Origin of the sequence: Arcicella sp. LKC2W (genome assembly GCF_034931005.1) — a bacterium.
Taxonomy (GTDB): Bacteria; Bacteroidota; Bacteroidia; order Cytophagales; family Spirosomataceae; genus Arcicella.
In genome coordinates this window covers 125,154-146,301 of record NZ_JAYGIN010000007.1, presented here as the reverse complement: position 1 = coordinate 146,301, position 21,148 = coordinate 125,154, and the positions used below count along the sequence as shown (strand labels likewise).

The following is a 21,148-nucleotide window of genomic DNA, read 5'->3' as shown; positions in this document are numbered from 1 at the left end:
ACCTAAATCAATTTATTTCATACAAAAGCACTTTAAAATTTTACAGGAAAAATGAAAAATCTCAACCGAAGAAAGTTTATCCAAAGTACCGCAATTTTAACTACTGCCACATTCTTAAAATCAAAAGCATCGGAAAAATCATTTCCTGTGGTAAGAGTTCCCGCTGAAAAACGGAATTTCAGTAGTGCCACTATTGAAGACACCATTGCCCGCATGAAAGTAAAAATCAAAGACCCTGAATTGGCTTGGTTGTTTGAAAATTGCTTCCCAAATACCTTAGATACTACGGTTAATTTCAAAATGAAAGGCTCTCGCCCCGACACTTTTGTTATCACAGGAGATATTCACGCCATGTGGCTACGTGATAGTACGGCTCAAGTTACGCCATATTTATCGTTGATTAAACAAGACGAAAAACTAAAACAACTCATTGCAGGAGTCATTAATCGCCAAACGGAATGTATTTTAATTGACCCTTATGCCAATGCGTTTAATGATGGCGTTGGGCATTCGGAATGGTTGAAAGACCACACGGATATGAAACCAGAATTGCACGAGCGTAAATGGGAATTAGATTCTCTTTGTTACACCGTTCGTTTAGCTTATAATTACTGGAAAATCACGCAAGACACGAGCATTTTTGACGAAAAATGGATGAAAGCGGCACAGTCAATTATTACAACTTGTAGAGAACAACAACGTTTGAAAGGTAGAGGAAAATATAAATTTGGACGTACTACTTCATGGTCAACCGATACCGTTCCTGGTGATGGCTACGGAAATATCACCAAACCTAATGGATTGATTCATAGTATTTTCAGACCTTCCGATGACGCTACGGTTTATCCATTTCTAATTCCTTCAAATCTATTTGCGGTAGTTTCGTTCAGACAAATTGCGGAGATTTCGGAAAAAGTTTATAAAAATGGAGCATTTGCAAAAGACTGTTTGAGTTTTGCGACTGAGGTTGAAAATGCCATAAAAAAATACGCCATTATCAACCACCCAAAATACGGCAAAATTTACGCTTTGGAAGTAGATGGATTTGAAAACTGTTTATTGCAAGATGATGCAAACGTACCCAATTTATTGAGTTTGCCATATTTAGGAGCCGTAAAACCCGACGATGTCGTTTACCAAAATACTCGTAAATTAATGTTGAGTGAGTCGAATCCGTATTATTTTAAAGGAAAAGCTGCCGAAGGAATTGGTAGTCCGCATACATTATCAAATCAGATTTGGCATTTGAGCATCATTATGCGAGCGATGACTTCCAATAATGACAAAGAGATTTTACAGCAATTACGTTTCTTGAAAAATACACACGCCAATACAGGTTTCATGCACGAATCTTTCGATAAAGACGATGCCAATAAATTTACCAGAAAATGGTTTGCGTGGGCAAATACTTTGTTTGGAGAAATGATTTTGAAACTCGAAAAAGAACGTCCTCATTTATTGAAGGAAGTTTTGTAGGAATAAAAAATCAGCCTGTTCTTTTATAGAACAGGCTGAGAACTTGCATTTACTTCAACTCACTCGCTTTAATATCTCTCGTCCATTTCTGAACACCTTTTGAATCAAAAATACTGATTTTTAATACTCTCTCTTTCAACGTTCCAGATACTTCGCAAAGGGCAAAATTTCTATCTACAAATAATGTACCCTCCACAATGGGAGAATTATCTTCTTCTTTCACCGTTTTTGCAGGGCCAGAGGTAAGTGGCGAAACCGTTAAATCGTACAATGGATAATTAGCTCCTGAACGGTCTAATTTTTGAAGTACCGTATGATGACGGTCACCCGTAAAGAACAAAACACCTTTGATTTTAGCATCGGTAATTTTCTTCAATAATTCTTGCCGTTCAGCTTCATAATTAGACATATTTTCAAATACCTTTGCTGGATTCACAATTTGTCCGCCCGTAACAATTACTTTAAAAGTGGCACTACTACCAGTCAAAGCATCAATTAACCAAGTAAGCTGTTTTTTTCCATAATAGTCTCGGTCACCCGTAAAGTTCTCGTTAGGTGCTTTAAACCAACGGTCATCCAACATGAAAAATTGAACATCTCCCCATTGGAATGTTCCCGTACAAGCTTGGTCTTTGAATACATAATTGGGATTTGCCCAAAACAATTTGAAGATTTCGAGAGAAGTATCTTTCATCCAAAAAGAACGGTCAGCATCATTGTTACCGTAATCATGGTCGTCCCAGATGGCATAATGATGCGTATTGCCCAAAAGTGGCTGCAACTCAGGCACATTGCGTGAGTGAGTATTGCGGTGAATCATACCTGTACGAGTATTCCAGTCAGCTTCACGGTAATAATTATTATCACCACCCCAAATCATAAAATCAGGTTTCTTATCATAAATAGACTTAAAAATCTCATTATATCCTCCATACGGACGACCAGGTCGGTCGGTTTCTGGCTCATTGATATAGTTACAACTTCCAAAAGCAAATTTGAATGCTGAAGGGTCTTTACGGTATTGCCAAAGTTCTTGCGTTTGAAACGTTAAAGGATAATTACGAGTTATTTTTTTATTATCCACCAATACTTCATAATTGTATTTTTTGCCCATCGTTACTTGGTCGCAAACAATTTTTGCCACAAAAGCATTCTTTTTATTAGTAACAACCTCATCAGTTGTCATTTTTTTCGTAGGTGTAGTTTGTTCCCAATACACAAATTTTACTTTAGCAGGTTTTTCGGTTTGTACCCAAAGCAAAACTTCCTTCATCTCAGAATATCCAACCATTGGACCATTTTTTATTTGGGCATTTACAAACGTAGCTTGAACGATAAGGAATAATAAAATTAGTTTTTTCATTGGTTTTGTTTTTAGTTGGCAAATAGTTGGAAGTATATTTGTAAAAAAGTATTCGGGTCTAAACTTCCCGAAACAATATCCATTGTGGGTACAACTTTCGGGAAGTTCTCCATTCAATAAGAAAAAGAAAAAATGTATTACAATATCCAAAACATCCCACTTACTGATTTAGCTAAACAATTTGGCACGCCTTTGTACGTCTATGACGCTGACAAAATTATCGAAAAAATTGCCATTCTACGTGATTCTTTCAAGAATGTTAATCTAAAGATAAAATACGCTTGTAAGGCAAATACCAATTTGAGCATTTTGAAATTGATGCGTAAACATGGTGTGGAAATTGACGTGGTGTCGCCAGAAGAATTACGTTTGGCAATGATGGCAGGTTTTGAAGGTTCGCAGATTACTTTTACGCCGAGTGGTGTTTCGTTTGATGAAATCGAATTAGCTGCCGAATTAGGTACTCGTATCAATTTGGATAATTTAGATGTCTTAGAAAAATTCGGGAAACAATACGGAAATACAAAAGGAGCTTTGATTCGTTTGAAACCTCACGTTTTTGGTGGTGGAAACGAAAAAATCATGACGGCTCATCCAGAATCTAAATTTGGAATTTCTATTCATCAAAAAGAAGAAATTCTTGAAATTGTGAATAAATACGATATGAAAATCATCGGTTTGCACCAACATACGGGTTCAGACGTGAAAAATGCCGATGCTTTTACCCAAGCGGCAACGGCAATTTTAGATATTGCGTCTAACTTTAAAGACTTAGAAATCATCGACTTAGGTGGAGGTTTCAAAGTGCCTTACAAAGACGGTGATTCTGTAACTGACATGGCAGAAGTTGGCGAAGTGCTGAGCAATGCTTTCTTAGAGTTTTGTAAAAATTATGGTCGTGAATTACAATTATGGTTTGAACCAGGTAAATTTTTAGTAAGCGAAGCAGGAACATTTTTAGCCACTGCCAACGTCGTAAAAACTGACCCTATCAAAACATTTGTAGGCATCAACTCAGGGTTAAATCACTTGGGCAGACCGATGATGTACGGGGCATACCACGATATTTTTAATGCTTCAAATCAGGATGAAACCGAGCAAAATGAATATCGAGTAGTGGGTTATATTTGTGAAACAGATACTTTTTCATGGACTCCAGAAGGGAAACAAGGCGAACGTCTGATGAATAAAGTTTCGGCGGGCGATATTATTGCTATCAAAAATGCTGGAGCGTATTGTTTTTCGATGGCTTCACAATATAATTCAAGACTTTTACCTGCGGAGGTTTTAGTGATTGACGGAGAAGCAAAATTGATTCGTAAGCGTGATACTTTTGACGATATTGTTAGAAATTTAGTATCAGTTGAAATTTGAAAATAGAGGTTAGATTTTAGAGAATAGATGACAGAGAACAGATTTTAGAGAATAGAGAACAGATAATAATTTTAGAGAATTGTCTTCTATATAAATTCAATAAAATACTTCATAGATATAAAACAAAACGCCCTTTCAAATAATGACAGGGCGTTTTGTTTGCTTTGAAGATAACTCTTTTCTCTAAAATCTAACCTCTATTCTCTAAAAACTATTCTCTAAATTAAGTTCTCTAAAAAAGGTATCCAATGCCAATTGTACCGATACCACTTTTATTAATATTGTCTTTCAAACTATAAAAACTACGAGCTTCAATCATTAAGCTATTATTCAACTTTACACCTAAACCCAAACCTGCACCGTAGTCAAATTTATCATTCCCGAGGTCAACAGAACCATCAATAATTGTTGTACCTCCTACTACTACTTTTGATGTTTGGCTTAGAGCATAATTACCGTACCCTCCAAGATTTAACATAAATTTAGTTGAGCCATTTCCGAAATTAAAATTAAACATCAATGGTACTAAAATGCTGCTACCTGTAGATTTTGCATAATTATCAGCATCCTCAGTTATTTTACCAGTAGTCATTGAATATAATATTTCTGGTTGAATTGAAACAACTTGGCTTATTGGTAAATTAACGATTAAACCTGCATTTACCCCAGGCGACAAATCATAATTACCTCCGCTTTCGAGTGTATAAAGTTGTGTTGCTTCTGCTCTAATACCAAATCTGACTTTACCATCATTGTCAGGACCAACTTTCGGAATTCTAACTTTCTCAGGCTTTTCTTCTCGTACTTTTTCTACCTTTTCTTCTCTTTCAGGCTCAGGAGTTTTTGCTTTTGTCCCTTTTGATGGGCCAGTAGATTGTATCGTTGTGGTAGTTGAAGAATTTGTCTGTTGTGGAGATGAACTCGTGGTAGTTGTTGTCGTTTTCTTCTGTTCTATTGGTTGCGAAACCACAGGAGTTGAAGTTGTGGTGGTAGTTTTAGTAGTTTTTTTCGCTGGTGAAGCTTTCACCGTAGTCGTTGGTTTCTTCGTTGTAGTCGTTGGTTTCTTGGTCTGAGCCAATGCTATTGTACCACTCATACAAACTAATAACAAGGCAAGGATAATATGATTTTTCATGATTCTGATGGATTTTGTGGACTTTAATATGGATGCAAGGTATAAAGGTTAAATCAGATGTTGTTAACCATTTAATAAGTCTATTTGACCATTTACTAAATAATTAGGAACGCTCAATAATTAAGTATTCTGACAATTTGGGTTTGCTATTTAATTGAAATCGGAAATTATGTCATTTGAAAATTTAGGCTTTTAGGAAAATCAAGACAAAGTGTCATTGAAAATCTACTGGTACAGCTTTTGATGAAAAGGGAATATCTCAAAATGAGAGAAATTAGTAAAACTTAAATTCATCATAAAAAATATAAAATCATGAAAATTGTGAGATTTAACCAACCAACAAATAACTTTTTCAATTCAGAATTCAATCAATTCTTTAACCAATTAGACACTATGTTTCCATCAAAATCATTCAACAACGTAACTTATAATAATATTCCAGCCGTAAATGTGAAAGAAAGCGAAAACGGCTTTCAAATCGAAGTCGCTGCTCCAGGTTTAAAGAAAGAAGATTTCAAATTAAGTCTTCATGAAAACCGCTTAACAATTTCAGCAAAACAAACAGGAAATTCGGAGGAAAAAAATGAGAAATATACTCGCCAAGAGTTTAACTACACGTCTTTTCAGCGTACTTTCAATTTGCCCAAAAATGTAGATGGCGATAAAATTGATGCAACTTATGCAGAAGGTATTTTACACGTAGGTATTCCTAAAAAAGAAGAATTAAAACCTGCGGTGAAAGAAATCGCAGTGGCGTGATTTATTTAGTGATTGAGTGAATTGTGATTATTATTCGTCCGACAATTACAAATCATATTTAGTGAATTAGTGATTATTATTCGTCCGACAATCACTAATTCACAATTCACTCAATCACAATTAATTCCTAACATCAAAGCCCCAGTTTAGTTTACTTCTGAGAGTATTTAAAAAATTAGTACCTGATAATTTAATGATATTTGCTTTGAATTTTTCTCGTTCCATTCTGATTTTCACATTACTATGAACCACTTTTGAACGAGCATCCAACGAAATCAAACAATTACTACTTCTACTTTCTATTTCAAAATCCAAAACCACATCAGTAGAAACCACCAAAGGTCGTACATTCAAATTATGTGGACTCATAGGTGATATTACAAAAATATCTGAACTTGGCATTACCAAAGGGCCACCTACACTTAAATTATAACCCGTTGAACCTGTGGCAGTTGCAATAATTAAACCATCAGCCCAATAGGTATTCAAAAACTCGCCATTCAAATATGCTCGAACCATAATCATTGACGATGAATCCGTTTTCATGATTCCTAATTCATTCAAACCAAAATTTACTCCATTAAAAATATCCAATGGCTCATCATTCAATCGTGAACTAATACTAACCAACGTTCTTTGGTCAAGTGAATAATTGCCTGCAAATATTTCGGCTAAACCTTCCTGAATTTTATCAGGAGAAACCGTTGCCAAAAAACCTAAACGACCAGTATTAATTCCTAAAATTGGAATTTCACGGTCACCCACGTGTGTAACAGCATCCAGAAGTGTACCATCACCGCCTAAGCTTAAAACGACATCAGCATCAAAAAGAGTAGATTTATTTGAATAAAATGAATTGCTTGTATGAACTACGCCAACCTCCGAAAGAAATTGTTGATAAGATTCTGAAATTTGAATTTCGATATTTTTTTGTGCCAATGTATCAAACATCGACTGCAAAAAAGGCTTGGTTTCTTCCTTAAAGTTTCGCCCGTGAATGGCTATTTTCATGTATATTCTTGGTATTTGTTTCGTCTATTCAAAATTAAGCAAAAGAGCAGACGATAATACCCAATTAGTCATTTTTTATTTCTTTCGAAGTAAATTATCAATAGCTTCCAAAAACAAAAAAGCTGTTTCCTAAACGAAAACAGCTTTTTTGCTAATTTATTTTTAAGTCTGAATCAAACTAAGTAACTTATTAATTAAGCTACAATTGAACTCATCACTTCAGTTTGCTTACGGATTGATTCTAAGTGAACCAATTTAAACAATTCTTCTACAAATTCAGGATATAAACCTAAACCAGAAGCTTGTTTAGCACGGTCAGCATGAACTTGTTTCCAACGGTCAAGTTGAAGAACAGCTACGCTATTATCACGCTTATATTCTCCTAATTTCTCAACGATTGCCATACGAGCTGCCAATACTTCCATTAACTCACGGTCGATATTATCGATTTTAGCACGCATTGCAGCTAATTCATCTGTAAAATCTGCACCATAATTTGCTTTACGAACTTCCAATTCACGTAACATTGTACCCAAAACTTCTGGAGTAACTTGTTGTGAAGCATCAGACCAAGCGGCATCAGGCTCACGGTGAGTTTCGATAATCATACCGTCGTAGTTCAAATCAAGGATTCTCTGCGACAATTCCATTAACAATGAACGTTTTCCTGCCATGTGCGACGGGTCACCAATCATTGGTAATTGAGGGAACAAACGTTTCATCTCAACGGCTAATTGCCACATTGGAGAGTTACGATATTTTGTTTCCTGAGCATTCGAAAAACCACGGTGGATAGCACCTAATTTCTTGATACCAGAGTTCTGTAAACGTTCAAACGCACCAACCCAAAGAGCTAAATCTGGGTTTACTGGGTTTTTCACCAAGACAGGAACATCAACACCTTTCAAAGCATCAGCTAAATCCTGAACGTTAAAAGGGTTTACAGTTGTTCTTGCACCAATCCACAACACATCAACGCCATATTTCAAAGCAAGTTCAACGTGTTCTGGTGTTGCCACCTCAATTGCTAACGGAAGACCCGTTTGTTTTTTCGCTTCCACGAGCCATTTCAAAGCTGGTTCACCCATTCCTTCAAAACTTCCTGGACGAGTACGTGGCTTCCATACTCCTGCACGCATAATGTGGGCATAACCTTCCGCTTTGATACGGTTGGCTGTTTCCAACACTTGCTCCTCAGTTTCAGCTGAACATGGTCCAGCAATTATCAATGGTTTGCCGTCAGTATTAATCCATTCCTGCATCGGCGTTATCTCTAAATTCGCATTCATTTGGTTAACTTTATTCGTTATTCTTTTAAAACAATTTTTAATCACAAAATGTAACTAAACGGTATGACTTATCGTCAAAATTATAGTTACTTTACAAAAAAATAATACGGAAAATACAATAAAAATCTTCCTCTTATAAATTTAATATGGCAAAACGTATTTTTGTATTATTCTAATATACTATATTTGCACGTTTTTGTAAAACAAGTGACGAGACTCTGAATCATATTAAACTGATTATCAACAATTAAATTATTTTTTCAGTTTTCTAAATATTATAGAACATCAAGTCTGTAACATGACCAAAATGCCAACCACCAAAACCTTTTTGAAGGCTCCCAAAGTTAGTTTTGAGGATACTTCTATTGCTTTCTCTTCCAAGTCAAACTTACAGTTAAAAAAGATATACTTGATTTTTGCAAGTATGAATCAGAATTGGCTCGTAAAGTTAGGGACTTTTTTTATCAAACTCTTCCTTTTTCTTCATTTTCCGATAAAAAAACTAATAAAAATTACGGTATTTGAACAATTTTGCGGAGGGGAAAATCTGCAAGAGTGCAATAAAACCATAGAAAATTTGGGGAAATCACAAATCGGCACAATTTTGGATTATTCCGTTGAAGGTGAAGACGATGAAAAAAGTTTCGATAAGACAGCCAAAGAAATTCTCTTAACTATCGAAAAAGCTCATCAAAATTTAGCTATTCCCTTTGCTGTATTTAAAATTACGGGTATCGGTAGTGCCGAATTATTAGAGAAAGTTCAAAGTAATAGTATTTTGGACGAAGAGGAAAAAGATGCTTTTCAACGTGTTAAAGACAGAATAAATACCTTATGTAAGCAAGCTGCTGACATGAATGTTAGAATTTTTGTTGATGCAGAAGAGTCTTGGATTCAAGACGCTATTGATACTTTAACTTACGAAATGATGGAAAAATATAACCACGAAAAATGTGTGGTTTATAATACTTTCCAAATGTATCGTAAAGAAATGTTGTTGAATTTGAAGCACGCTACTGAACAAGCTCGCAAAAATAATTATTATTTGGGGGTAAAACTGGTTAGAGGTGCGTACATGGAAAAAGAACGCCAACGAGCTCACGAAGATAATTATTGTGAACCTGTCCACGAAACGAAAGCAGATACCGATAGAGATTTTAATTTAGCGATGGAATATTCTGTTGAAAATCGTGAAGTTATATCTATTTGCGTGGGTACTCATAATGAATACAGTTGTAAACTTTTGGTTGATTTAATGGCACAACATCAAGTTGAAGCAAAAGATACTCATTTTTACTTTGCACAATTATTAGGAATGTCTGATAATATTTCATTCAATCTTTCTAAGGCAGGTTATAATGTTGCGAAATATGTACCCTATGGCCCTGTTGATGCGGTAATGCCTTATTTATTCAGAAGAGCAGATGAAAATACTTCGGTAGCAGGACAAGCAAGTCGGGAATTTACGTTGATAAAAAGAGAAATTGTTCGTCGGAAAAGACTTATGTTTCAAGGAAAGTAAATATTAATTATTCCAAAAATTTCAAAGAAGCCACAGATTTACACAATTTGTGGCTTCTTTATTTCGTATCTTTGCCAGACAGTTATCAGTCGGACGGCGAACCGTTATCTGAAAAATTTCTTGATATTGTAATTTAACTACTATATTTTAGACTCATTTAAGGATAACTGTTTACCAATAGCGGTTCGCCACCCGACTGATAACTGTTCACTGAAAACTGTTTACTGTATTTATTATGTTTCGTTCTCCGTATAAATATTTTTTGCTTACACTTTTATTGATTGTTGTTGACCAGCTCATCAAATTTGCGGTACATCACTATATGCGGTACGAAGGCAATGAGATTGAGGTTTTTGGACATTGGTTTAAGCTACATTATGTTTTGAATAGAGGAATGGCTTTTGGCATGGAACTCAGTTTTATTCCAGGTGGATATGCCAAAATCGTTTTGAGCCTTTTCCGTTTAGCTGCCATGTTTGGTATTGGCTTTTATTTAGTGCGTTTGGCAAGCAGAAAAGCCCCAGAAGGACTTTTATGGAGTATTGCTGCTATTTTGGGCGGAGCAATCGGAAATGTAATTGATAGTACATTTTACGGAAAACTATTGGGGAATAATCCTCCCGGTTCACCTACTCCTTGGTTTCATGGACAGGTTATTGATATGTTTTTCTTTGACCCATATCAAGGTTGGATTCCAGATTGGGTACCTTTATGGGGTGGAACTTGGTATTCAACTCCAATTTTTAATTTTGCAGATGCTGCTATTTTTTGCGGAGTTGTGACAATTCTAATTTTTCAAAATAAATTCTTTGAACAACCTAAAGATGTAGAAATTGAAGAAAATGTTGAAAAAATAGGAAATAGCACCCATGAAGAAACTTCTGATAAAATAGAAAATATTGTTATTGAAGAAAATACAAAAGAAGAAGATTCAGATTTAATAAAAGAATAAAAAATCCCTCATTGAATACCAATGAGGGATTTTTGTTTTATGTGATATTTGAACTGCAAATCCATTTTAATCACTAAATACTTAATTTGCTGTTAATTCTCTAAAAACCTCCTCCATCGTTTTTCCTGCCTGTTGTAAACTACTTAATGAAGTATCTTTTACGATATTTCCACGATTGATGATAATAACTCTATCACAAATAGCTTCTACTTCTTGCATAATGTGGGTTGAAAAAATAACCGTTTTTTCACGACCAATATCTCTGATAACTCCTCTGATTTCAGCTAATTGATTTGGGTCAAGTCCTGTGGTAGGTTCATCTAAAATCAATACTTGTGGGTCATGAATGAGAGCCTGAGCAAGTCCAACTCTTTGGCGATAACCTTTTGAAAGTTGCCCGATTTTCTTTTTGTATTCAAGCGTAAGACCAAGCAATTCTATGATTTCATCAATTCTTTTTTGGAGATTTTGCCCTTTCAGTCCGTAAATACCACCAATGAATTCTAAGAACTCTTTTACGTACATTTCCAAATAAAGTGGGTTATGTTCGGGTAAATAGCCAATATTTTTACGAGCTTCCATCGGTGATTTCTGAACATCAAAACCACAAACTTCAACCGTTCCAGATGTAGCGGTTAAATAACAAGTAGCAATTTTCATGGTGGTAGATTTTCCAGCACCATTTGGCCCTAAGAAACCTACAATTTCACCTTTTTTTGCTTCAAAAGATATATCATTAACGGCTTTTTGTATTCCGTAAATTTTGGTTAGATTCTGTACTTTTAGCATTTTTGAAGGGGTTAGGTATTAGATATTAGGAGTTAGGAAAGAGGCTATTTACCACTAAAACCTAACTCCTAAAACCTGACACCTTAATTACGAAAACATTCCTCCCAAATCCATTCCTGGAATATTAGGCACCAAACCTTGAGTAGCTTTTTGAAGATGGGCTTTTACTTTATCTTCAATATTTTCCATAGCATTATTGGTAGCTGCTATAATTAAATCTTGTAAAACCTCACGGTCTTCAGGTTTGATGAGGTCTTCATCAATTTCAATTTTCAGTAATTGTTTTTTACCATTAACGGTTGCTTTCACCATTCCAGCTCCTGCTTCACCCGTTTCGGTGATTGAGCCTAAAGATTCTTGAGCTTCTTTCATTTTAGCTTGGAGGTCTTTCACTTTCCCAAGCATTCCCATCATGTCAAACATATTATTATTGATTTATTTCTATTGCAATTTACAATTACTATTGATGTAACGCAAAAAAGAAACCTCAACATATCCGTCGAGGTTTCTTTTTTATGTTAGTGATTACGTATTTACTTTAATATGCTAATAATAAAGCTCCTTCTCTTACAGTCGTTTGCCCGATAGTATCTATGATTTCAATTTTGTAGGCATAACTTCCTTCTAAAGCTTTATTGCCGTTGTTCATAGTACCGTCCCAACCGACTACTGTACTTTCGTTTTGATTACTCTCAATGGGATAACTATTAGTTTCATCATAGAAAATCGCATTGCCCCAACGGTCATAAATAGTCATTTTTAATTCCTTGATAAATTTACCTCTTACCATAAATTTATCATTTTGCCCATCGCCATTTGGTGTAAATATCTGTGGACTAATGGCTAAAGATGGTCTGAAAATCTTAACGATATTAGAAAGTGTACTTGGTAAAGTGCTTCCACTGATGATATTCCAGCCTACTGGACGAGATTCAATTTGAATATAAATTTCTTGTCCTTCTGTTTCGGGTAAAATCTGGGTATTGTAACTGTAAACTCCTATCAAATTACTTGCTAATTCTTTGATATTTGTTCCGTCAGTTGGATTAACTCTTTGTACAATATAACTATCAGTACCCAATGAAATAGACGATTCCTTAGTCCAATTTACACTCGCACCACTCGCTTTCAGATTTACAGTACAAACTTTCTCGGAAGGGGTCGATTCTTTATCGCACAGGTTTGTCCATGTCATATAGTAACAATAAGACTTATCTTCAACATTGGCTGTCAAATCTCTAAAAACCGTATTTCCTGTATATAAAAGTGAATAAGCACCGTTGATGGAGTTTGCTCTATAAAATTTATAACTGTTTGCTTTAATATTCACAGGTGTATTAGCGGGGTCAAATTGCCCTTGAATATTGGCATTTTTTGCATCGTTGGTCATGGTAGCAAAAACTCTCGGAATCTTTGAAGGAACATCATTTGATACTGCCCTTACTTTCATAATCTGTGAAAGTGATTTCTGATTATAATTCGTTTCTACTCGGTAGGTATATTCTTGTCCACAAGTAACTCCTGTATCCTCTACTTTTAGCTCTGAAGGATTGGTAATCGGAGGAAATACTTTGTCAATTGTTCCATCTGGATTTAATCTTTCCACTTGATAAAAGTTAAAAATACCCCCAATTAATCCCGTAGCCGCAGGCGACCACTCGATTACGTTTTTGTTACTTTCAGCAGTTAATTGGGCAGGAGTAGTGCAAATTTCTTCGGCACTAAGTAAACTTCCAGAAGCTGCACAAGCTAAATCAACAGATTCTGCTTGAAAACAATATTGTTTATCACCATTAGGTACTTGTAAGGTCGTTGTATCAAAAGGTGTTACGGCTAAAGAACCATACGTTTTGAAAGTTGACGAATAATTATATGTAGCTGATGATTCTCGCATATAAATATTTCTCCCAAAACTTGATTGCCCAGATACCGCTAATTTGAATTCACCTTTATTAACTGTTCCTACAATGGTACTAATTGCGGGTCTAAACATGGTTGCACCATTGATGGCAAATTGACCTAAATTATTTAAAGGTGCTGGACAACCTCCCGTTGCAGAAAGTCCTTTTATCGTAATAATTCTATCTTGAGCATCTGGCAAAGTTGTTCCACTTTTAATTGTAAATGGATAACTGGTTGGCTTTCCTGTTTTTAAGATTGGATTAAAAGGACCTGACGTGGCATTGAATTGAATTTCATAATCATCAAAATTATTAGCAGCATTGGCAGGTAAAGTAATTTGTACTTCTTGCCCAGAACAAGTAGTAACCGTGGCAACAGGTTGTTGTGGAGTAATAATGTCAATTACTTGGCAAGTATGCGTTGTAATAGTTGAGCCTCCTCCTATTGCGGTAGCAGTTTGATATTGTGTGATAACATATTTCCCCGGTCCACCATAAAATCTTATTCCATCAGGAGTCGATGCAGTTTTATCAGTCATTCTGATATCAACATTTACACCTCCTGTGGCAGGATTATAACTCGCTGATGCACTTCCTGGATTGATAGGTGGTGCAGATAAAGTATTATAAGAATTCAGACTTGTTATCCAATAATTTACATCCGTACCCGAGGATACAGCCAGAGTGCTTTTGAGTGTGATTAATTCACCTTCACAAATTTTGATGGGAATATTATTTGAAGCATTTGCATCACCGTCCACAATCACTTTTGTACCATTAATACTCAACTGACCAGCCACTTCACCAGCAGCAGCTCTTGGTTTACATTGAGCTGAGGATTTTGTTGATACGAGAGACCAAACAACAATGCCTATCATCATTGTTGCAATGTTTTTTATAATCTTATTCATATTTTATGGGTATCAATCTCTTCAAAGCCAATTCTACAAATAGCTATCAGAAAACGCTTAAATATAAACTTTAGCATTATCCTGACAATTTAATACTACTTTGAACGAAATTCTTAGGCTTTGTCACATGGGTTATTGCAAAAAACAAGCAAAAATTGTGCTAATTTTTTCAAATTGTTCTTTAAAGAGTAGATTACCGTTAAAATTTTTGGATTAAGTTAATATACGCTATTTGCGTGCCAAAAAATGTTTTGGACAAGGTGAAGATAAATATTAATCAAGAAAGGAATTTTATGAGGATAACTTCAATAGTAAATTTAACAAATTATATGTATTTCATTTTAGAATTTGGCATTAATTATTTTATTGTCAACACGTTATGAATTTATCCTAAAGTAATTTGAATTTACTCGAATAGAGTTTGGTTATAAGTATAAAGTATAGAAACAAAAAATCGTAACTTTGAACTCCGATAAATTATGAACTCAAAATTTACATAATTCTTCTCTTTTGAGTTATCAGAAAATCTAAAAACACAAAACCATTAAAATTAGCCGAAAGTTTAACGCTCTTCGCTAATTATTTATTAAAATGTCAAAGATAAAATTAGATACAATAGAAGAAGCAATAGAAGCGATTCGTCAAGGAAAAATCATCATTGTTGCTGACGACGAAGACCGTGAAAATGAAGGAGATATGATTTGTGCTTCTGAAGCAATCACTCCTGAAATGACCAATTTTATGATTCGTGAAGGACGTGGTTTAATGTGCGTATCTCTCACAGAAGAACGTTGTGACGAATTGGGTTTGTCAATGATGGTTGGCAAAAATACCACTTCACATGAAACCCCTTTCACCGTTTCTGTGGATTTATTAGGCAATGGCTGTACCACAGGTATTTCGGCTCAGGATAGAGCTAAAACGATTGCTGCCTTAGTTGACCCTTCTACAAAACCCGACGATTTAGGTCGCCCAGGGCATATATTCCCATTAAAAGCTAAAAAAGAAGGAGTATTAAGAAGAACTGGACATACAGAAGCCGCTATGGATTTTGCTCATTTAGCAGGTTTTCAGCCATCAGGTGTATTGATTGAGGTTTTGAATGAAGATGGAACAATGGCTCGCTTACCCGACTTAAGAGCAATTGCTGACAAGTTTGACCTTAAGCTGGTAACAATCAAAGACTTAGTAGAATACAGACTAAAACACGAAAGCTTAATTAAACGTGAAATTGGCGTTGATTTACCGACCGAATTTGGACATTTTAATTTAATTGCTTTCAAACAAATTCAGTCAGGAGAAACTCATTTGGCACTTACCAAAGGAACTTGGGAAAAAGATGAACCTGTAATGGTACGTGTACATAGCTCATGTGTAACGGGTGATATTTTTGGTTCTTGTCGTTGCGACTGCGGTTCACAATTGCACAAAGCAATGGAAATGGTTGAAAAAGAAGGAAAAGGCGTTATTTTGTATATGTTCCAAGAAGGAAGAGGTATCGGTTTAATCAACAAATTGAAAGCCTACAAATTACAAGAAATGGGACGTGATACGGTTGAAGCTAATTTGGAATTAGGTTTCAAAATGGATGAGCGTGATTATGGCGTAGGTGCTTCAATTCTTCGTGATTTGGGAGTTAGCAAACTTAGATTAATTTCGAATAATCCTAAAAAACGGGCTGCCTTATTTGGTTACGGTTTAGAAATTGTAGAATCTCTACCAATTGAAATTCCTGCAAATCCTCATAATGAGAAGTATTTGAATACAAAAAGAGATAAAATGGGACATACAATTAGTTGAAAATTTGTGAATGAGTGAATTGTGATTTAGTGATTATCGGACAAATAATAATCACTAAATCACAATTCACTCATTCACAATTAAACTAAAGCACCATAATTACACGAGTACCATCTACATCAATTCCTTCAATTTTCACTCTGCCTTTACGGTTTGCTAATATTTCAGCCACTTCTTTGGCATCAGTAACTGCTTTTTCATCAATTTTTGTGATAACAAAACCTTTGTCAAAACCTTGATAACCTAAACGTCCATTTGGGTCAACTTCGGTAATTTTTGCTCCGCCTTGTACTTTATATTTAGCTTTATCATTTTCAGAAAGATTCGCCAATTTAGCTCCTAAATAATCACTTGAAACCGAAGTAGCCGTTTCGCCTTTCACAATGTTGGTATTGCCGTCTTTATTCTTCAAAATCACATTAAAATCTTTAATTGCACCATCACGATTTACCGTTACCACAACAGTTTCACCTGGACGTTTACGACCAACTAATTCCATTAATTTTGACTGCGAAGGTGTTCCTACTCCATCAACTTTCACAATTACGTCATTTACTTTCAAACCTGCTGATTGTGCTGCACTCCCACCTGCAGGGAAGCCGCCCACGTAAACACCATCATTCACTTTCAAATCTTTTTCTTCTACCAATTTACTGTTCACTTCTTGAATATTCACGCCCAAGAATCCACGCTGAACATTTCCGTACTTAATCAAATCTCCTGATACTTTTTTCACAATACTTACTGGCACTGCAAATGAATATCCTGCAAATTGACCTGTACGGCTATAAATTGCTGTATTAATACCGATTAACTCACCTTTCAAGTTTACTAAAGCACCACCTGAGTTTCCAGGATTTACGGCCGCATCCGTTTGAATGAAAGATTCTAAAGGATTAACATCTTTGTCACGGTCGATAATATTTTGGCGACCTTTTGCCGAAACAATACCTGCCGTAACGGTTGATTCTAAGTTGAAAGGATTACCGACTGCCAAAACCCACTCTCCTACTTTAATATTATCAGAATCACCAAAAGTTAAGAAAGGAAGATTACTCGATTTTACTTGAATAACCGCCAAATCCGTTGATGGGTCTGTGCTGATAACTTTTGCTTTCAATTCTCGTTTGTCATTCAAAATAACCGAAACTTCATCAGCATCTTGAACTACGTGATTATTGGTTACAATAAAACCATCTGAACTAATAATTACACCTGAGCCAGACGCTTCTTGAGCCTCAGGCTGACGACGGTTTCCACCTCCACCAAAAGGATTTCCTCCGAAGAACTCTTCAAAAGGATCCATCATTTGACGGCTAACATTACGAGTCATTTTAGTTTTGATATGTACAACTGCTGGAGTCGCTTTCTCGGCTGCATACGTAAACTCGCCTGGAGAACCCGCAGGTACTGACGAAGCGTCTGAAACTAAACGAGTAAAAGCTGAAGGCGTATTGGTAAATACAGAGTCAGAAGGCGATTTCTCCAAGAATAACTTATAAGCTCCGAGCGTTGTTGCACTACTCAACGCTCCGACAATCGCAAGGGTTTTTAAATTACTTTTAATTTCCATGTTTGTGATTAATTTAAAGTTCATGAACGAAATTACTGGTTAATAGTAAACGTTTTTTAAAACTTGGGCGAACCTTTCGTTCGAATTTCGTTTACTGAAAAATCGTGTCACTAAATTAACGTTAAAACTTATTTTGAGGTGCATTAGTTTAATGGTTTTAACAAATTTTAAGAAAAGTGTGTTAGGTTTTAGGAATTAGGCAATCGGTTTTAGTAATTTAGACTTGACTAAAATTCAAACTTAATCATTCGGATGATTAATCCAAATAAAGCCTTAACGGTAAAACTGGCATTATTTTCGTGCTAAAAAAACTAAATACTAAGTATAACAAACTGTTTTTTTTTACGTTAAAATTTTATGTAAAGTAAAACGGTATCTTTGTCGAAAATTCGATTCAATTTAATTTAATAATATGAAAAAACTGCCTCAATTACTTGGCTTATTACTCATTGTAGCCCTAAGTTCGCAATCAGTAGTGGCACAGTTTAAGTTTTCAAATCTTTTTGGAGGAAAAGAAAAACCACGTAAAAATCGCCTTTTTGAACCAACCTCAACGGTTAGTTTAGGTTTTGGGTCTTCAAGTTATTACGGAGATTTATCGCCTTATGGTCGTATTGTACAGTCAACTATCAATGGTGTTCGTTGGAATGCTAACTTTAATTTTACTCGTCAAATTTCACCAACAGTAGGTATCCGCTTTGGACTTACATGGGCAAGAATTTCGGGCGATGACAGTTATATGGATGGCGTGACAGGTTATGAAGCTAATTTTATGCGTAACCTACATTTCCGTAACGATATTAAAGAACTTTCAATTGTAGGACAATACGATTTAATTCGTACCGAACGCAGTTATTTACGTCGTGAACCAATTATTCCTTACATTTTCGGTGGCATTGCCGTTTTTGCTCATGACCCTGTGGCTCGTCCAGACAGTAGTGTTTATGACAACAACGATTGGGTACGTTTACAACCACTCAACACTGAAGGACAAGGTTTACCTGGTTACTCAACACCATATTCTTTAATCAGTGTTTCATTCCCAATTGGTTTTGGTGTTCGTTATAAATTAAATCCAAATTGGGATTTAGGTTTTGAAATGGGCTTCCGTTACACATTAACTGATTATTTGGATGATGCAGGTGGAAATTATGCTGACCCCAACGATTTAGCATCTCAAAGCCCATTAGCTCGTGATATGGGCAATAGAACTTTAGAAAGATATGCCGCTAATCGTGGCATTGACCGTACTCAAGGCGTTGCTAATTATTTAGAAAAACAAGGTTTATATGACCCTACTTCTGGCTTAAACCCTTTCACCGTTGTAACGTCGGTACAAGGCTTTTCTGACCGTACCGACCAACGTGGTAATCCAAAATATAACGATAGTTATATGCTAACAACCATCAAATTAATTTATCATATTCCTGGTAAAATTAAATGCCCTGGCATTCGTTAGTATAAAAGAAATTAAATAATGATAGTCAGGTATAACGAAACCTGACTATTTTTTTAGATATGAAATTAATCAAAAGCCTCTTTTTTGTTTTCAGTTTTATACTCCTAAGTATTGAATCATTTGCTCAAAAAATAGAAATTGGTGGAGGTTTGGGAGCCATGAATTACAAAGGAGACATTTCACCCGATTTTCACCCATCTTTTGCACAATTGGGAGGTCATCTATTGTTCAGATATAATCTTAAAAAAGATGTTACTTTCAGATTAAGCACCACCTTTGGTTCAATTTATGGCAATGATAAAGAAGTGAGTGACTCATTTAATCAACAACGTGGACAGACTTTCAAAACCAGTATTAAAGAAGTAAGTTTAATTACTGAATACAATTTTTTTAGTTATCAGTACAGTCGTATGCACAAAGACTGGTCACCGTATGTATTTGGTGGAATTGGCTTTATGGGCTTTTCGCCAAGAGATACACCCGTTTCTGATTATAAACAAGCTGGCGTAATTATTCCTTTCGGAGTGGGAATTAAATACAATTTAACTGGCCCTTGGGACTTAAACCTTGAATTTGGAACTCGCAAAACATTCACTGATTATCTTGATAATTTAGGCGGCGACAATCCTGCACTTTCACGCAATATCCAAAATGATTATTCACGAGGAGATATGTACTACTACACATCACTCGCACTTACTTACAAGTTTATCAAAATTTACTGTCCAAAATAAAAAACTAAGGTTGTTCTTGAAATATTATTCAGAACAACCTTTCTTAATTTATCCCTTCTTTTACTCCTCTTGCAGTCCGATACCTTTTATACTAACTCATAATTCCGTAAATTTGTATTCTCATTTTCAAATGATAGATGAGGGTTTATTTAGACGTTCTCTTTTTATTCAAAAACAATTATAAATTTCTGATTTTCAGACATTTATAATTGAAATAAAATAATAACATCAATATTGTTTTAGATTTGAAATAAAGATAAAAATCATTCTCAAAAAAATAGAGAGAAAGGCACGGCACTAAATAGCCAACTCAAAAAAAGACATTCTGTTAAATTGTGTTAAATCAGTGAAGGAACAATTAGACTCAAACAATCTACCAAAACATATTGCCGTTATCATGGACGGGAACGGACGCTGGGCAAAACAACAAGGTTTTGTTGACAGAATTTTCGGGCATCGTAACGCACTCAAAGCTGTAAATGAAGTAATTGAAGGTTGTGGCGAATTAGGAATAGGGTATTTAACACTTTATGCTTTTTCAACAGAAAACTGGAATCGCCCCAAAGCAGAAGTTGATGCTTTGATGATGCTTTTAGTGAAAACAATCAAAGATGAATTGCCCAAAATGCAAAAGAATAATATTCGTTTGGAAACCATTGGAGCAACCCACACTTTACCCGAAAGTTCGCAGAAAGAGTTAAGAACAGCCATTGACGAAACTAAAAACAACACGGGGCTTACCGTAATTTTGGCTTTGTCATACAGTGGCAAATGGGACATTGTAAATACTACTAAAAAATTAGCCCAAAGAGTTCAAAATGGTGAATTAGCCATTGAAGATATTACCGAGCAATTATTTGAAGAATCATTGGATACAAAAGGAATTCCAAATCCTGATTTAATGATTCGTACAGGTGGCGACCACCGAATTAGTAATTTCTTGTTGTGGCAATTGGCTTATGCCGAATTATTCATTTTTGAAGAATTATTCTGGCCTGATTTCCGAAAAGAACATCTTCACGAAGCTATTTTGGACTATCAAGACCGTGAAAGAAGATTTGGAAAAACATCAGAACAAGTGAAAAATAGTTAATGAAGTA

Annotated in this window: 17 protein-coding genes; 9 read left to right on the top strand and 8 right to left on the bottom strand. The window is 35.4% G+C overall.

Going from position 1 to position 21,148, the window contains the following annotated elements; translation table 11 throughout:
* Window positions 1–51: 51 nt before the first annotated feature.
* The gene (locus VB796_RS07790) at window positions 52–1,476 is read left to right on the top strand and encodes a glycoside hydrolase family 125 protein (protein ID WP_323345959.1); all 1,425 of its coding nucleotides are present in this window, start codon (window positions 52–54) and stop codon (window positions 1,474–1,476) included.
* A 49-nt stretch (window positions 1,477–1,525) separates the two neighbouring features.
* Here the strand turns inward: VB796_RS07790 and VB796_RS07785 are convergent, their stop codons facing one another.
* The gene (locus tag VB796_RS07785; RefSeq protein WP_323345958.1) at window positions 1,526–2,839 is read right to left on the bottom strand and encodes an alkaline phosphatase D family protein; all 1,314 of its coding nucleotides are present in this window, start codon (window positions 2,837–2,839) and stop codon (window positions 1,526–1,528) included.
* A gap of 132 nt (window positions 2,840–2,971) precedes the next feature.
* On the opposite strand from VB796_RS07785, the gene lysA reads away from it, so the two are divergent.
* Window positions 2,972–4,213: a diaminopimelate decarboxylase gene (gene lysA, locus VB796_RS07780; protein ID WP_323345957.1), complete on the top strand. Its 1,242-nt coding sequence runs from the start codon at window positions 2,972–2,974 to the stop codon at window positions 4,211–4,213.
* Between the two features lie 232 nt (window positions 4,214–4,445).
* Here lysA and VB796_RS07775 read toward each other — a convergent pair whose 3' ends face one another.
* Window positions 4,446–5,348 carry a porin family protein gene (locus VB796_RS07775; protein WP_323345956.1) on the bottom strand — a complete coding sequence of 301 codons (903 nt, stop codon included), beginning with the start codon at window positions 5,346–5,348 and terminating at the stop codon, window positions 4,446–4,448.
* Window positions 5,349–5,660: 312 nt separating this feature from the next.
* Between VB796_RS07775 and VB796_RS07770 the strand changes: the two genes are divergently transcribed.
* Window positions 5,661–6,107: an Hsp20/alpha crystallin family protein gene (locus VB796_RS07770; protein WP_416233518.1), complete on the top strand. Its 447-nt coding sequence runs from the start codon at window positions 5,661–5,663 to the stop codon at window positions 6,105–6,107.
* Window positions 6,108–6,227: 120 nt separating this feature from the next.
* Here the strand turns inward: VB796_RS07770 and VB796_RS07765 are convergent, their stop codons facing one another.
* Together VB796_RS07765 and VB796_RS07760 are read right to left on the bottom strand one after the other, a co-directional pair.
* Window positions 6,228–7,118, bottom strand: a complete 891-nt coding sequence (locus VB796_RS07765; RefSeq protein WP_323345955.1) for an NAD kinase — start codon at window positions 7,116–7,118, stop codon at window positions 6,228–6,230.
* Window positions 7,119–7,312: 194 nt separating this feature from the next.
* A complete protein-coding gene (locus VB796_RS07760) occupies window positions 7,313–8,407 on the bottom strand; it encodes a chorismate mutase (protein ID WP_323345954.1) in 1,095 nt (364 codons plus the stop codon).
* A gap of 307 nt (window positions 8,408–8,714) precedes the next feature.
* Here VB796_RS07760 and VB796_RS07755 point away from each other — a divergent pair, with 307 nt between their 5' ends.
* Both VB796_RS07755 and VB796_RS07750 read left to right on the top strand, forming a co-directional pair.
* A complete protein-coding gene (locus tag VB796_RS07755; protein ID WP_323345953.1) occupies window positions 8,715–9,929 on the top strand; it encodes a proline dehydrogenase family protein in 1,215 nt (404 codons plus the stop codon).
* A 235-nt stretch (window positions 9,930–10,164) separates the two neighbouring features.
* A complete protein-coding gene (locus tag VB796_RS07750) occupies window positions 10,165–10,881 on the top strand; it encodes a lipoprotein signal peptidase (protein WP_323345952.1) in 717 nt (238 codons plus the stop codon).
* Window positions 10,882–10,962: 81 nt separating this feature from the next.
* Here VB796_RS07750 and VB796_RS07745 read toward each other — a convergent pair whose 3' ends face one another.
* The 3 genes from VB796_RS07745 to VB796_RS07735 form a co-directional block, all read right to left on the bottom strand.
* Window positions 10,963–11,670, bottom strand: coding sequence for an ATP-binding cassette domain-containing protein (locus tag VB796_RS07745; protein WP_323345951.1), 708 nt, complete (start codon window positions 11,668–11,670; stop codon window positions 10,963–10,965).
* Between the two features lie 87 nt (window positions 11,671–11,757).
* On the bottom strand, window positions 11,758–12,093 hold the full coding sequence (locus VB796_RS07740) for a YbaB/EbfC family nucleoid-associated protein (RefSeq protein WP_323345950.1): 336 nt from the start codon (window positions 12,091–12,093) through the stop codon (window positions 11,758–11,760).
* A gap of 115 nt (window positions 12,094–12,208) precedes the next feature.
* Window positions 12,209–14,482, bottom strand: a complete 2,274-nt coding sequence (locus VB796_RS07735; RefSeq protein ID WP_323345949.1) for a gliding motility-associated C-terminal domain-containing protein — start codon at window positions 14,480–14,482, stop codon at window positions 12,209–12,211.
* 591 nt (window positions 14,483–15,073) lie between these two features.
* On the opposite strand from VB796_RS07735, the gene VB796_RS07730 reads away from it, so the two are divergent.
* Window positions 15,074–16,282: a bifunctional 3,4-dihydroxy-2-butanone-4-phosphate synthase/GTP cyclohydrolase II gene (locus VB796_RS07730; protein WP_323345948.1), complete on the top strand. Its 1,209-nt coding sequence runs from the start codon at window positions 15,074–15,076 to the stop codon at window positions 16,280–16,282.
* Window positions 16,283–16,367: 85 nt separating this feature from the next.
* Here VB796_RS07730 and VB796_RS07725 read toward each other — a convergent pair whose 3' ends face one another.
* Entirely contained in the window at window positions 16,368–17,855 is a 1,488-nt protein-coding gene (locus tag VB796_RS07725; protein ID WP_323345947.1) for a Do family serine endopeptidase, read from the bottom strand.
* Between the two features lie 412 nt (window positions 17,856–18,267).
* Between VB796_RS07725 and VB796_RS07720 the strand changes: the two genes are divergently transcribed.
* The 3 genes from VB796_RS07720 to VB796_RS07710 all read left to right on the top strand — a co-directional run bounded on the left by VB796_RS07720 (window position 18,268) and on the right by VB796_RS07710 (window position 21,141).
* Window positions 18,268–19,314: a DUF6089 family protein gene (locus tag VB796_RS07720; protein WP_323345946.1), complete on the top strand. Its 1,047-nt coding sequence runs from the start codon at window positions 18,268–18,270 to the stop codon at window positions 19,312–19,314.
* Between the two features lie 59 nt (window positions 19,315–19,373).
* Complete coding sequence (locus VB796_RS07715) at window positions 19,374–20,048, top strand: DUF6089 family protein (protein WP_323345945.1); 675 nt, start codon at window positions 19,374–19,376, stop codon at window positions 20,046–20,048.
* Window positions 20,049–20,394: 346 nt separating this feature from the next.
* Window positions 20,395–21,141 (top strand): isoprenyl transferase, encoded by a 747-nt coding sequence (locus VB796_RS07710; protein ID WP_323345944.1) that lies wholly within the window; start codon window positions 20,395–20,397, stop codon window positions 21,139–21,141.
* The last annotated feature ends 7 nt before the right edge of the window (window positions 21,142–21,148 follow it).

Bases quoted from the DNA above. Each gene is read 5' to 3' on its own strand.
- VB796_RS07790 (WP_323345959.1), top strand. From the start codon at position 52: ATGAAAAATCTCAACCGAAGAAAGTTTATCCAAAGTACCGCAATTTTA.
- VB796_RS07785 (WP_323345958.1), bottom strand. From the start codon at position 2,839: ATGAAAAAACTAATTTTATTATTCCTTATCGTTCAAGCTACGTTTGTA.
- lysA (WP_323345957.1), top strand. From the start codon at position 2,972: ATGTATTACAATATCCAAAACATCCCACTTACTGATTTAGCTAAACAA.
- VB796_RS07775 (WP_323345956.1), bottom strand. From the start codon at position 5,348: ATGAAAAATCATATTATCCTTGCCTTGTTATTAGTTTGTATGAGTGGT.
- VB796_RS07770 (WP_416233518.1), top strand. From the start codon at position 5,661: ATGAAAATTGTGAGATTTAACCAACCAACAAATAACTTTTTCAATTCA.
- VB796_RS07765 (WP_323345955.1), bottom strand. From the start codon at position 7,118: ATGAAAATAGCCATTCACGGGCGAAACTTTAAGGAAGAAACCAAGCCT.
- VB796_RS07760 (WP_323345954.1), bottom strand. From the start codon at position 8,407: ATGAATGCGAATTTAGAGATAACGCCGATGCAGGAATGGATTAATACT.
- VB796_RS07755 (WP_323345953.1), top strand. From the start codon at position 8,715: ATGCCAACCACCAAAACCTTTTTGAAGGCTCCCAAAGTTAGTTTTGAG.
- VB796_RS07750 (WP_323345952.1), top strand. From the start codon at position 10,165: ATGTTTCGTTCTCCGTATAAATATTTTTTGCTTACACTTTTATTGATT.
- VB796_RS07745 (WP_323345951.1), bottom strand. From the start codon at position 11,670: ATGCTAAAAGTACAGAATCTAACCAAAATTTACGGAATACAAAAAGCC.
- VB796_RS07740 (WP_323345950.1), bottom strand. From the start codon at position 12,093: ATGTTTGACATGATGGGAATGCTTGGGAAAGTGAAAGACCTCCAAGCT.
- VB796_RS07735 (WP_323345949.1), bottom strand. From the start codon at position 14,482: ATGAATAAGATTATAAAAAACATTGCAACAATGATGATAGGCATTGTT.
- VB796_RS07730 (WP_323345948.1), top strand. From the start codon at position 15,074: ATGTCAAAGATAAAATTAGATACAATAGAAGAAGCAATAGAAGCGATT.
- VB796_RS07725 (WP_323345947.1), bottom strand. From the start codon at position 17,855: ATGGAAATTAAAAGTAATTTAAAAACCCTTGCGATTGTCGGAGCGTTG.
- VB796_RS07720 (WP_323345946.1), top strand. From the start codon at position 18,268: ATGAAAAAACTGCCTCAATTACTTGGCTTATTACTCATTGTAGCCCTA.
- VB796_RS07715 (WP_323345945.1), top strand. From the start codon at position 19,374: ATGAAATTAATCAAAAGCCTCTTTTTTGTTTTCAGTTTTATACTCCTA.